Source organism: Chitinimonas koreensis (genome assembly GCF_014353015.1).
GTDB classification, from domain to species: Bacteria; Pseudomonadota; Gammaproteobacteria; order Burkholderiales; family Chitinimonadaceae; genus Chitinimonas; species Chitinimonas koreensis.
The window spans coordinates 483,143-495,766 of sequence record NZ_CP060704.1; the positions used below are offsets into that span (position 1 = coordinate 483,143).

Genomic DNA, 12,624 nt, shown 5'->3' on the forward strand with positions numbered 1-12,624 from the left:
TCTTTTTAAATCAATTGGTTGATCGCACATCAATTAGCGAGCCGCGTTTGCAATGAAATGGTAGCTACGCCCACGCCGGGATGTACCGTGCATAGCGCCGCGAGTCAGGCGCATTGGGGTCGCTCTTGACCAGCCCCTGCTCCATGGTCGCGGTGATGATCTGCGATACCGTGTTGCTGCTTCCCTCAGGCAAACCAAACCGTTCGCGTAGCGACTGGTTGGTCATCTGCTTGCGCAGCACGTACTGCAACACACAGTGCTGATAGCAGGCCCGAACCCTGTCGCTGCCGTTCATGTCGCGGAATGAACGCGGTCCATGGATCACCACGATGGTGCGGCGATGACTGGTCAAGAACTCGGGCGCCGGCAACTGCATGAACTCGGAAGCCTCGATCACCCTGTCAATGCCACTGCTCTTCTCCTCGCAAATGCCGAAGCGGCGCATCAGGTCGGCCAGCCGTTCGTTGCGGGACTGATAGCCGTCGATGAAGCGCTCCACCGGTACGATGGGCTCACCAGGGTTGGAGATTTCCACGCGGTTGCTAAAGACCTCCACCACCGGAGAGGTGCCGCCCATGTCGAAGTCCTGGTGGATCAGCGCATTGGCGAGCAGCTCTCGCACCACCACCTCCGGCAGCAGCTTGACCTCTTTGCGGATGGCGCCCTCGATCACTTCGTTTTGGGGCAGCTTGCCCATCACGTACTGCACCAGCCCGGCAAAGCCCACGGCGTAGCCCTTCTCGCCGGTCACATCCGAGACAGTCTGCATCTTGGACTCGCCGGCATACACGATCACGCGTGCGGCCTTTCTGCTGATGTCCGGGAATTGCCGCATGTTCTTGGCCAGTAACACAGCACCGATGTGCAGGATGTTGAAGCCTGCTGCGCTGCGCTCGATCAAGCGTTCGTCTAGCAGTCGTGCCAGAACCCCTGCCTGGTCCGTGGGGTAAGGCAAGCGCATCAAGTCGAAGAAGGTCTGGGTGTCCAGTAACTGCACCACGTCTTGGGCGGACACGTCCTTGAGCGCAGGATTCTCCAGCCAACTGGGCTGACCCTCGGCGAAGATCTTGCGCAACTGGTCTTCGCTCATCGGCACCAGCTCTTCGCCAGAGCGCATCAGGTAGGCACCTTCGTAGTGGTACGCCGTACCCTTGGGGCGAGCGGGAATGCTGAACACCACCACCCGACCATCAGGGTGACCAACAGCCTCAACGTCCACACGAAAGCCCACCCAGTGGAACAGCTTTTCGGCGATGTCCAGGGTGTCGGGGAATGCTTGGCTGCCTACCACCGCACGCGGTGGCTTGTCTGCGATACCCAGCACCAAATGCCCGCCGCCTTCGTTGGCAATGGCGACGCAGTAACGGCAAAGCTTACGCGTATCGTACTGGTTGCCCGCCTCCTTGAATTCGAGGTTCTGGGTTTCAGAAGCGCGGTCACGCCACAAGTCGATTTGTTCTGGGGAGATGCTCATACAAACGCCACCTGTCTGCGCGCCACCGCGACGGCTAGTTTAAGGATTTGCTCCAACAGGCTGTGATCCGGCTTGCCCTCGGCATCGGCAGGGGTTGCGTACCACAACGGCCGAATCTTCAGCTGCAGCAGCCTGTCTTCCTTGCGGGCACGCTCTGGCGCCGTGGTGGGCTCATTGAGCAGTGCAAAGTGATCCGGGATTTCAAACGCGCCCTCATCCACGACGGACTTGAATAGATCAAGCGTCTTGTCCTGCTCAAGGCTGCAACCCAAGAACAGCAGCGAGTGGCTGATGAAGATTTGCCGCAGAGCCCTGGGAAGCTGGTTCTGGAAAGCGAAGGGCTCGCCACCAGCCCCACCATAAGCCGCCTGGTATTGCGTCTGAGTGAACACATGGGTGTTGGCCTGCCCGGCGTCTCCATGCAGCTTCAGAATGCAACGTTCACCGCGTAAGAGCCGCTGCACGAAATTGTTGCCGGCCTGGGTGCCGTGCATATATCCATCCAGCGGTTGCCCTTTCTCGCGAAACAGGTCTTCGATGGCTGTGTCGAAGTTGGTGGTGACGATGCAGCCAGTGGCGAGCTGCGGTAACAGCGTCACAGGCCCTGTGATCACGCCACGCTGGCGAAACTCGGTCTTGATGAAATGCTGCACCTGCTGGGATGCAGCCTCATAGAGCACCTGGGCAGCTTGCAGATAGTCGTACTGCGCCATCAGCGGCTCAATGTCCTGCACACCGAGTTCGCTGAGCTTCTGAGCGATCTTGCGCAGGGCCTCGCCCCACATCGGATACCCACAGGGTTTGGAAAGTCCGGCGCCGACAAACGGCGCGATGCGCCCGAAGCGAATGGCATCGACCAAGTCGAGAAAAACGGCTTGTTGGTCAGAGTCTTTGATGAAGCTAGTCGCAGCTTCGTGTTGATTCACTTCGCGCTGCCCCTCCCAATGATCCAGCTCATCCAGATAGGCATCACGTTCAACCCAGTACAGGGCATCGCTCACATTGACCAGGTATTCGTGCTCGGGGTCACGCAGGCTCTTGAATGACAGCGGCGCTGCCTCATCCAGTACTGCATTGAATTCCTGATTCGACGAATACGCCGCCTGCAAGGCCTCCTCGACCTTGTCAACGATGAGCTTGTTTTCGCGGAGCTTTTTGATGTCCATTATGCGGCCCCGGCAGATTCGGCGAGTGCCTCGACGGACAGCTCACCAGAGAGGAGTTTGGGGAGAAGGGTGTCGCGCAACTCGGCCAATCGCTGCAATTCAGCTTGGCGAGCGTGAATGGCTGCCCATATTGGATCGACTCTGGTTGCGAATTCAGCCTTAATACCGAGAGGAGGGTTGAGAACTGGAAACGAGGGGAAGTCTTTCAGCGCAATCCGATTGACGGTTGCGCCGGGGATTGTGTGCTTTTGAAGGAAGCTCTGGAATGGGGGGCTACGAACTGATGGAACCAAAAGGTTCCGAAGCCCTGTTCTGCCAGTGGCCGGACTAAGGCTAGTCGTCGCCCAAGGCAACAACGTAGACCGCGCGGAAGCAATGCAAAGTAACCCAGTGTCGCTTCGTAACTGAAAACAATATCTCCTGATCGCGGAGTAACTCTTCGTGTCCACTGCGCCCAGTCGGCTTCCGCGATATGTCGAATTTCGCTCAGGTCAAGCGCCGTACCTGTCAGGTTGCGAATGCCCAGGAATACAGGACCATTGGTGGACGCTGGTGGGGTGGCATGGGGGCCGTCGTACACGCCTTCGACGACTTCTCGAATGCTCTCAACAGCCCACCCTTTCGGAATCTCCCCCAACTCCGACGCTTCCATCTCATACGGGAACAGCACGGCCGTAGCCGCGAGTTGTTCGTATTGCTTGGGCGGCAGCGTATCGAGTTCAGCCTCGGCCTTGCCGCTGATGGCGCTCATCGCGGCGCGCAGCGGGTCGCGGCCTTCGGCGAGGGCGGCGATCTTGGCTTTGACTGGGTCGAAATCGACAAACCACGATTTGAAGATGGCTTGCGCCATGGCTTCGAGGGTTTGGTTGATCCGGCGGTTAAGGTTAATCTTTTCGTCGAGCACCCTTAATACCCTCGCAGCTCCACGTTGCAATTTGATTGAGGGTAGCGGAATGCGAAGTTCGACGAGTGCCTTTCCGGTTAAATGCTTGATGGTCGTGCCGGTGAAGAATGGCTCCAGTTCCCCCGTGGTGCCAGCTCGCAGGAACCAGTAGTACAAGAAATAGTTGTCCAGCCCCGCCTTTGTTCTGACGCGATGCAATGCCTTTTGAATCTTCATCGGCGTGTTGCCACGCCAAATCGCGCAACGTCCGGGTTCCCCGCCTTCACAAACGATCAGATCGCCGTCGCGGATTCCATAGCGCTCCTCCTCATGATCCTCAAAGCGCATGGCCGACAATTCTTCGAGCTCGAACGAGCCCCACCGCACATTGCTATTTCCAAGATAAGGGCGCAATTCACCTCGGTTCTTCTGCACATCAAGCATCTTCCCAAGGCAAGCATCCACATAGTCTCCCAGCCGAACCACAGGGTGTTCAGAAGCCATAACCCAACCCCGCCAAGTTCTTCTTGATCTTATCCTCCAGCTTGGCACTCTCCGCAAACTGCTCCGCCAACTGCGCCGTCAGCCGCGCCATCTTGTCGGCAAAGGCCTCGCCGTCTTCCTCCTGCTCCTCAGCGCCGACATAGCGCCCCGGCGTCAGCACATGCTCGTGTTTGCGAATGTCGTCCAGCGAGGCCGAGTAGCAAAAGCCCGGCACGTCTTCGTAGCCTTCGCCCTGCTGCCAGGCATGGAAGGTGTCGGCCACCTTTTTGATGTCGTCCAGCGTGAAGTCGCGCAGCACGCGGTCTTTCATGTAGCCGAGCTGCCGGGCGTCGATGAACAAGAACTGCTCGCGCCGGTCGCGCTTCTTCTTGTCGAGGTTGAAGCCGTTGGCCTTGTCTTTGGTGAGAAACCAGATGCAAGCCGGAATCTGGGTGTTGGTGAACAGCTGGCCGGGCAAGGCCACCATGCACTCCACATAATCGCGCTCGACCAGTTGCTTACGGATCTCGCCTTCGTTGTTGGTGTTGCTGCTCATGGAGCCGTTGGCCAGTAGCAGCGCCATGCTGCCGGTGGGGGCCAGGTGGGCCAGCATATGCTGCAGCCAGGCGAAGTTGGCATTGCCCTGGGGCGGCGTGCAGCCCGGCAGCCAGCGCCAGTCGTTCTCCAGCTTGGCGTTCCACCATTCCTTCATGTTGAAGGGCGGGTTGGCCATCACGTAGTCGGCGCGCAGGTCGGGGTGCAGGTCGTTCAGCAGCGTGTCGCCTGGCTGGCCGCCAAAGTTGAAGTCGAGGCCACGGATGGCCATGTTCATGGCAGCCAGTTTCCAGGTGGTGGGGTTGCTTTCCTGGCCGTAGACGCTGATCTGGCCGCTCTTGCCGTTGGCCACTTTGCCACCGTGTTCGGCGATGAATTCTTCGCTCTGCACAAAGAAGCCGCCCGAGCCCATGGCGGGGTCGTACACCCGGCCCTTGAAGGGCTGAAGCATCTCCACAATCAGCGTGACGATGCTCTTGGGGTGTAGTACTGGCCGCCCTTCTTGCCCTCGGCCAGGGCGAACTGGCCGAGGAAGTATTCGTAGACGTGGCCAAGGATGTCCTTGCTCTTTAGGTTCAGCCGATGGCCGTCGTAGGTGGGCTGGCTGAAGTGAGTATCGGAGAAGTGGGCAATCAGGCCAGCCAGCTTGTGGCTGTCGATCTCGGTGCGAGCGAAGTTCTTGTTGAGCACGTTCTTGAGTTTGGAGTTCTCGCGCTCCACGGCTTCCATGGCATTGTCGATCAGCCAGCCCACGGTGCGCATTTTGTCCGGCACCATTTCCAGCTCGCCCGCTTCGTTGCGCACATAGCGGCCATCGCTGTCGCGCTTGGGCACAAGCCAAGGCAGCTCACTGCCGGGAGGGAGTTGGGCCAGATCGCGCAGGGTTTGCCAACGGGCCTCAAATGGCACCCAGAAGACGTTCTTCTCGGTGTAGTAGTCGCGCACCTCCAGCTCAGCTTCGACATCGGCCTCGTAGTCTTCCGGGAAATCGGCCGGGTCCATGTAGTAGTCATGATCCGCATCGCGGAACTGGGCGTTCAGTTCGCGCTGTCTTTCCTCAAAGGCATCTGACACGTACTTCAAGAAGATCAGGCCCAGCACCACATGCTTGTAGACAGACGCATCCAGCGATGAGCGCAGCTTGTCGGCGGCAGTCCAGAGTTTCTTTTCAAGCGCGTTGAAAAACTGTTGTTCGATGAGATTCATGCGTTGGCTTCTGGCGCGGATGGCAATGGATGGCAATCAGCAGCGCAGGCACAGCCCGCTTGCCTGCTAATGCACGTGTTGGTAAATGGATGCGTGGGCTGGAAATGCCTTGTCATGGCGTTGCCCGCTTCATTGAAGATGCCGGAGCCGATGCGTCGACCTGTAGACCATGCTGCCGGGCGTACTCCAACACCAGAATTTCCACCATGGATGCCAACGAGCGGCGCTCACGCTCAGCCGCCAAGCGTAAGAGCTGCTTGATTTCGTCGGTGGTGCGGATGGAGAGGGTTTCGGCTTTCAGGCGTGACATGGCGGCGCCTCGTCAATGGTGTGGCGCCAATGTACTGCCTTTGGCTTCTAGAGGGCAATGCCTCCAGAGAGGGGGATTGCTCGCCGCTCGGATGCCGGAGCGAGAAAATTGGGTAATGGGACTCGCCAATGCCCCCATCTGAACCGCTTTACCTCAATCCGGGCGTGGCGTGTGCTGCAGGATGTGGTCTGGTGGAGTGCAGCCGCAACGGCAGTTCGGCTTCGATGCAAACTGGCCGTAGTGCATGTGCACCCTGAGCCTGGCAGGCTATTCCGTAGAACCTCCGCGTCTTGGAGCTGCGATGCCCCAGACCCCTGCTGGCAGCGTCTGCATCGCCAGCGGCTTTCACATCCGCGCTCCATTGGTGGCGGAAGCAGGTGGCGGTGACGGCGTGGTCATGGTTGCGCCAGAGCATGCGCGCAAGGCGTTGAATCTCCGCCGTGAAGTTGCCCGCCTTGGCGATATGGATGTCCAATTTTCTGTCGGGCAGTGTGCTAAGCCGATTTACTAGCGCCGCCACCAGCGGATGCGTGTCTTCTACTGAGTAGGCCATGAATCGGTATGGCTGCCCCTGTTGCGCCTTGATCTTGATGCCTTGCACATAAAGGCAAAGGGTCTCGATACCGAGCGCGTCGTCATGCCGCAGCCATGCAGTGATGCCTTTGACCAGTTCACCGGGTCTCGCGCCGGTCAGGGCCGATGCCAGCAGCGCATCGGCGTACTTGCCCGGCGCGCCGCGTGCGCACAGCTCTTCTCGCCAGCTCGGCGGCAACCCCTTCAGTGCTTGGCGCTTGCTGCGGCGCTTACGCCGGGGTTGGGTCATTCCATGTTCATTTAGGGTGATCAAGGCACGAAGCTGCTCATGGAGCCGTGGCAGCACGTCCGCCAAGCTTTGCCAGTCCAGCTCCTGTGAGGCCGAGCGTACATCGAGGTGCTCGCGCACCAGCTGCCGGCAGGAGAAACGCAGGGCTGCCAAGCGCTTGTGAAAGGTTCTGGGGCTTTGGGTAGCCTGCACCGCCGCTGCCAGTGCTCCTGGGGCGCCGTTTGCGCGCTCCAGGAGCGCTTGAGCCATGCGCAGGTATTCGGCCTCTGTACGGCTGGATCGGCCTGTGGAGGGAGCCTGAGGCAGCGCTGCGGGCAGCATGGCCAAGCATTCGCGGGCAATGTCGTTCAGGCGGTCGGCGTTGGGGCTCATAGCCACGCGCCTTTGGCGAGGTCTTCGAAAACGGCAGCTGAAACCTCCCGCAGCGTTCCTTGTCGGAGGGCACTGAGCAGTTCGCCTCGACTGAGCGGTGCATAGCCATGCCTGGCCTTGCCCTCTTTCAAGGTGAGTTGTTCGCAGAAGCCACTTTCTTCGACGCGAATGAAATTGCTTGGGTTTTCGTTCGGCCAGCAGAAGCATCGATTTGCCCAGGCTTTCAATTCCGATTTGGACGGCTCGGCAGATGTTGTGGACTGTTGAGGTGTTGTGACCAAACTCTGGGCCACGGCATAGGCGTAGGCTCCAGCATCTCTTGGCGGGTGACCTGCCCGAAACGGCTTCGCAACGGCCGCGAGAATCACCTGCTTGTCTGCCTTGCTCACGCCTTTGCGCTGAGCCTGGGCAATGGCGGCCTCCACTTGCGCCAAGCAGCTCGCCGGGATGCCCAACTTATCCACAGGCGACCGTGCCGGCGCGTCTGGAGTTGGAGTTACCTTAGAGTTGGTTTTATTGTTGGTGTTATGACGGGAAAAGTTGGATGAGCCATCGATACCGTATCCATATGGTACCGATGACACTTCAGCTGTTAAGTGGCCGGCCAGAAGGGAGTCCAGCAGCGTTCGATGTTCTTCACTCAGCCGCGCTTTGTAGGCGTCAAGGAATGGGCCCAGCCAAGGCTCGGGCAGTTGCCGGATGTTGTCGAGGGTTCTGGCACGGAGTTTGGGCCCAAGGGTCTGGCTCGCCAGGTTGTGGTGCCACCAGACCCTAACCCAGACGAACATGCGAACAGGCTCGAACCAAACCAGATCTTCTGCGCGCAGGCGCTCAATGACCTGCAGCCACTGGTCTTGCGACCAACCGACCTCGGCGGCGGCGATCCTCGGTACCAGCGGGTAGGCGCCGATGATGTTGGAAACGGGGCTGGTCAACAGGTGCAGCAGCGCGGTCTTGTCCTCAGTCGTGCAGCCCTGCAGAAGCGGGCTGTGCCAGAACCCCTGATCGTTGACGGTCCTTTGGCGACTCATGCTCAGGCTCCCACAGCAGACTGAATTTGGGCGGCCCGGCCGCTCAGCCAGGCGTCGATGTCATGTTCGAACCAGGCAGGTATACGTCGCCCTAAACGAATAGCCTTCGGGAAGGATGGATCGTCTCTGACAAGACGCCACAAGGTGACCCGGCTGATGTCTCCCAGCCGTGTGCAAACTTCGCTGATACGCAGAACTTTCATTTGGTGCCCCCTTCTGTACTTCACTGAAATTGCAGTGAGTTTCAGGGGGCACAGGGGTGCGTCACGGTTGCCGAATTGTTGGGAAATAGCAATTCGCCAGCCTTGAATAGGGCGACTTTTTCTGTTATGCGAGAGTGGCCGCGCGACCCGCCAAATCACTTTCCCGCGCGGATATATCGCGTTGCTGCCGTGCAAGTTCCTTGGCGAAGGCAAGCAGTTCTGGCGGCAGAGCGATCTTCTTCAGCGCTTTTTCGTAGCCAATGGCGTATTTCACCATCCGATTGGCAGCCGACCAGCTCAACCCGCCATACTGCGCGTCGAGCAATACCAGCAGTGCCGAGCAACTTGCGAAGGTGGCGGGTGTGGTGAGTATTGGCATGCCATGACGATCCGTTTCCGCATCGATATTTGGCGTGGCGCGCAATGGCAGACGGCAGCGTCGAAGTACATCGGCCAAATTCATGCCGAGCAGCCGTTCTGCGACTGCGAAACGGTGCCCTTGTTTGACCGAGACCATGCTTGATGCCTGCTGGGCCACCTTGGAAAGTTGCCCGACCTCGTAGGTCAGGCGCCCAAGATCGACAACGCAATGCAGGCAGTCATCGATCCAAATCTGACTTGCTTGGGATAGTTGCTGGATGGCTTGTACAAGCGCTGCCGCAGATTCACTGACGCGCTGCATTTCGGTTCTCTGCGCCGCTGGGGTATGCGGGGGATTGAACGGGCCACGCCAAAATTGTCCGGCATCAGCGAGAGCTTGAAATAAAGCCTCCTCCTCGGCAGCATCCAGAGCTTCAACCTCGGGCAAGCCACAGATTTTCGCGATCAATCGAGCCCGAAACTGGTCCTTGTAATCAGGAAGAGGCGGCAATGATGTCATGCCTGTTTCTTCCAGCTTTCCAGGTGATCTGCCCAATCCTGCATCATGACCTTGCGCTCATCGAAGTAGGTCGCATGGTTGTATGTCCGGCGTACATTGTTCTGATCAGCGTGCGCCAGCTGGGCTTCGATCGCATCGGGCCGGTAACCCATCTCGTTCAAGCGCGTGCTGCCGGTGGTGCGAGTGGCGTGAGGGCTGTAGGTGCCACCCCAACCTAGGGCGTTCAGCGCTTGGCGTAACGATGCAACCGACATCGGTCCGTTGCGATCATCGCGACCAGGAAAGAGGTGTTTCCGATTGCCGGTCACCCCCTGCAGTCCCTTGAGCATTTCAACCGCTTGCCGTGGCAGCGGTACGACATGGTCCTTGCGTGCCTTCATCCGAGCGGCCGGAATACGCCAGATGGCGGCATCCAGATCAAATTCGCTCCATTCCGCTTCGGCGACTTCACTGGGGCGAGCAAGCGTCCACCACATCAATTGCATGCAGTAGTTGGTCTGAAATGTGCCTCGATGATTGTCGAAATCGACCAGCAGTTTGCCAATCTGCCCGGTAGCCAAGGCTGTTTTGTGCTGGGTTTTATTGGCAGGTAGCGCCTTGCGGACAGGCCAGACCGGATCGCCATCCGCGCGGAGGGTAGCCACGGCGAACTCGAAGACTGCGGACATGGTGCGCCGGGCCTCAGCAGCCACGGTTGGTGCGCCGCGTTTGAAGGTTTTTTGCAGGATGTCGAGTACATGCGCCGGTGTGACATCGCGAACGGGCATCTTTCCGATGGCGGGGAAGACGACACGTTCGAGCATGTCCAGACGGCGATTCTTGGTGACATCCTCCCAGTCCTTGGTTTGCAGCCACTCCCTGGCAACCACTTCAAAGGTGTTGTTGGCCTCATGGGCTTGTCTGATGCGGTCAAGCTGGCGCTGTTGCGCCGGGTTGATGCCCTGCTTGACCAGCTTGCGGGCGGCCTCGCTACGCTCACGCGCCTCGGCAAGGGTGACACTGGGATATTCGCCCAGCGCGTACATGCTCGCCTTCCCGCCCAAGGTGAAGCGATAACGCCACGCCTTTACCCCTGAAGGCTTCACCTCCAGATACAGCCCCGGAAGTCGTTCAGGCGGTAGAGCTTGTCTTTCGGTTTGGCGTTACGGCAGTGCGCATCGGTGAGCATGGGCTTCTCCCTCAGTGAACACAGGATCAGTTCACTGTACTCACTTATTCATCCGGCCTCAATCAACCATACTCACCAATGTACTCAGGTTATTGGTGAAAGCCCGCTAAACACCAAGCAACAAAAAGAAACAAAAAAGCCGCGTAAGTACGCGGCTTTAAAAGGTTTTTCTGTCATCTTTGATGTTTCTTGAAATCTCCAGAAACATCAGAAATGGATCAGACGTTGAACAGGAAGTTCATCACGTCGCCGTCGCGCACCACGTACTCCTTGCCTTCGGCGCGCATCTTGCCGGCTTCCTTGGCACCCTGTTCGCCCTTGTAGGCGATGAAATCGTCGTACGAGATGGTCTGGGCGCGGATGAAGCCGCGCTCGAAATCGGTGTGGATCACGCCGGCCGCCTGCGGTGCGGTGTCGCCGACATGGATGGTCCAGGCGCGCACTTCCTTCACCCCGGCGGTGAAGTAGGTCTGCAGGCCCAGGAGCTTGTAGCCGGCGCGGATCAGCCGGTTCAGGCCCGGCTCCTCGAAGCCGAGATCCTCGAGGAAGGCCTGCTTGTCGGCGTCGTCGAGGTCCGACAGTTCCATCTCGATCTTGGCGCACAGCGCCACCACCGGCGCGCCCTCGGCCTCGGCATGGGCCTTGAGGCGGTCGAGGTGCGGATTGTTCTCGAAACCGTCCTCGAGCACGTTGCCGACGTACATCGCCGGCTTGATGGTCAGCAGGCACAGCGGCTTGAGCAGCGCCTTCTCTTCGTCGGTCAGCGCCAGCGTGCGGGCCGGCTTGCCCTCGTTGAGGTGGGGCAGCAGCTTTTCGCAGGCGGCGACCAGCTTCTGCGCGTCCTTGTCGCCCGACTTGGCCTTCTTGCCCTCGCGCTGGATCGCCTTCTCGACGCCGGCCAGGTCGGCCAGCGCCAGCTCGGTGACGATCACCTCGATGTCGGCCAGCGGATCGACCCGGCCGGCGACGTGGACCACGTTCTCGTCGTCGAAGCAGCGCACCACATTCACGATCGCGTCGGTCTCGCGGATATTGGCCAGGAACTGGTTGCCCAGGCCCTCGCCCTTGCTGGCGCCGGCGACCAGGCCGGCGATGTCGACGAATTCGACGATGGCCGGCTGGACCTTCTGCGGATTGACGATCTTGGACAGCTCGGTCAGCCGCGCATCGGGCACCTCGACGATGCCGACGTTGGGTTCGATGGTGCAGAACGGATAGTTCTCGGCCGCGATGCCGGCCTTCGTCAGCGCATTGAACAGGGTCGACTTGCCGACGTTGGGCAGGCCGACGATGCCGCATTTGAGGCTCATGGGTGTTCCTTCGGGGAAAGCGTGATTCTAGATGCATGTGAACGGTGAAACGTGAAATGTGAGGAAGGCGTCCGACGATCGCAGGGCGGCCGGCCGGTCGCAGCTTCCGCAGGTTCACTTTTCGTCCTTGGCCGGACGCGGCTTGCTGTTGATCGCCATGGTGGCGCGGGCGAAGTCGCCGCGCGCCAGCAGGGGCCAGGCGGCCAGCGTGCGCTCGATCGCCTCGTCGATGGCCGGCTGCTCGTTCTGGCGCGGCCGGTGCAGCACGAAGTCGGCGACCGGCTGGTTCAGGTTCAGCGTGCGCGGGTGGCCGATGCCGATGCGCAGGCGCCAGAACGCGGGCGAGCCGAGCAATGCCTGGATGTCCTTGAGGCCGTTATGGCCGGCATGGCCGCCGCCCTGCTTGAGCTTGGCTTCGCCGGGCAGCAGGTCGAGCTCGTCGTGCACTACCAGGATCTCGTGCGGCAGGATCTTGTAGAAGCGCGCCAGCGCGGCCACCGACTGGCCCGAGCGGTTCATGTAGGTGGCCGGTTCCAGCAGCCAGACCTCGCCGTCGCCCAGGCGGGCGCGGCCGGCGTTGCCGTGGAATTTGCTCTCCACGCGCCAGTCGACCTTGAGGTCGTGCGCCAGCGCGTCGACCCACCAGAAGCCGGCGTTGTGGCGCGTGTCGACGTATTCGGGCCCGGGGTTGCCCAGGCCGACGACCAGGCGGATGGGTTGAGTGGCGGTAGTCATCTCGATGCTTCGATCGTGGCCGGGA

Annotated in this window: 12 protein-coding genes and 1 pseudogene; 1 reads left to right on the plus strand and 12 read right to left on the minus strand. The window is 59.9% G+C overall.

Annotated features, from left to right (window positions below; translation table 11 throughout):
* Positions 1–64: 64 nt before the first annotated feature.
* From H9L41_RS01890 to H9L41_RS01935, 10 genes and pseudogenes are all read right to left on the minus strand, one after another.
* Positions 65–1,474, minus strand: a complete 1,410-nt coding sequence (locus H9L41_RS01890; protein WP_028445864.1) for an ATP-binding protein — start codon at positions 1,472–1,474, stop codon at positions 65–67.
* A complete protein-coding gene (locus H9L41_RS01895; protein ID WP_028445865.1) occupies positions 1,471–2,640 on the minus strand; it encodes an SIR2 family NAD-dependent protein deacylase in 1,170 nt (389 codons plus the stop codon). The genes H9L41_RS01890 and H9L41_RS01895 overlap by 4 nt, the downstream gene beginning before the upstream one ends.
* Positions 2,641–2,845: 205 nt before the next feature.
* Complete coding sequence (locus H9L41_RS01900; protein WP_187523656.1) at positions 2,846–4,027, minus strand: restriction endonuclease subunit S; 1,182 nt, start codon at positions 4,025–4,027, stop codon at positions 2,846–2,848.
* Positions 4,017–5,767, minus strand: a pseudogene (locus H9L41_RS25985) (class I SAM-dependent DNA methyltransferase). Before H9L41_RS25985 ends, H9L41_RS01900 begins: the two are co-directional and overlap by 11 nt.
* A gap of 112 nt (positions 5,768–5,879) precedes the next feature.
* Positions 5,880–6,077: a ribbon-helix-helix domain-containing protein gene (locus H9L41_RS01910; protein ID WP_084300127.1), complete on the minus strand. Its 198-nt coding sequence runs from the start codon at positions 6,075–6,077 to the stop codon at positions 5,880–5,882.
* A gap of 148 nt (positions 6,078–6,225) precedes the next feature.
* Positions 6,226–7,272, minus strand: a complete 1,047-nt coding sequence (locus tag H9L41_RS01915) for an integrase (protein WP_157461931.1) — start codon at positions 7,270–7,272, stop codon at positions 6,226–6,228.
* A complete protein-coding gene (locus tag H9L41_RS01920; RefSeq protein WP_157461932.1) occupies positions 7,269–8,303 on the minus strand; it encodes a hypothetical protein in 1,035 nt (344 codons plus the stop codon). Before H9L41_RS01920 ends, H9L41_RS01915 begins: the two co-directional genes overlap by 4 nt.
* A 2-nt stretch (positions 8,304–8,305) precedes the next feature.
* Positions 8,306–8,506 carry a helix-turn-helix transcriptional regulator gene (locus H9L41_RS01925; protein ID WP_084300129.1) on the minus strand — a complete coding sequence of 67 codons (201 nt, stop codon included), beginning with the start codon at positions 8,504–8,506 and terminating at the stop codon, positions 8,306–8,308.
* A gap of 124 nt (positions 8,507–8,630) precedes the next feature.
* On the minus strand, positions 8,631–9,386 hold the full coding sequence (locus H9L41_RS01930; protein WP_157461933.1) for a hypothetical protein: 756 nt from the start codon (positions 9,384–9,386) through the stop codon (positions 8,631–8,633).
* On the minus strand, positions 9,383–10,471 hold the full coding sequence (locus H9L41_RS01935) for a tyrosine-type recombinase/integrase (protein ID WP_265583923.1): 1,089 nt from the start codon (positions 10,469–10,471) through the stop codon (positions 9,383–9,385). Before H9L41_RS01935 ends, H9L41_RS01930 begins: the two co-directional genes overlap by 4 nt.
* A gap of 81 nt (positions 10,472–10,552) precedes the next feature.
* Between H9L41_RS01935 and H9L41_RS01940 the strand changes: the two genes are divergently transcribed.
* Positions 10,553–10,747, plus strand: a complete 195-nt coding sequence (locus H9L41_RS01940) for a hypothetical protein (protein ID WP_169730165.1) — start codon at positions 10,553–10,555, stop codon at positions 10,745–10,747.
* Between the two features lie 25 nt (positions 10,748–10,772).
* Here the strand turns inward: H9L41_RS01940 and ychF are convergent, their stop codons facing one another.
* Both ychF and pth read right to left on the minus strand, forming a co-directional pair.
* Positions 10,773–11,864 carry a redox-regulated ATPase YchF gene (ychF, locus tag H9L41_RS01945; RefSeq protein ID WP_028445869.1) on the minus strand — a complete coding sequence of 364 codons (1,092 nt, stop codon included), beginning with the start codon at positions 11,862–11,864 and terminating at the stop codon, positions 10,773–10,775.
* A 114-nt stretch (positions 11,865–11,978) separates the two neighbouring features.
* A complete protein-coding gene (gene pth, locus H9L41_RS01950; protein WP_034606642.1) occupies positions 11,979–12,599 on the minus strand; it encodes an aminoacyl-tRNA hydrolase in 621 nt (206 codons plus the stop codon).
* Positions 12,600–12,624 lie beyond the last annotated feature (25 nt).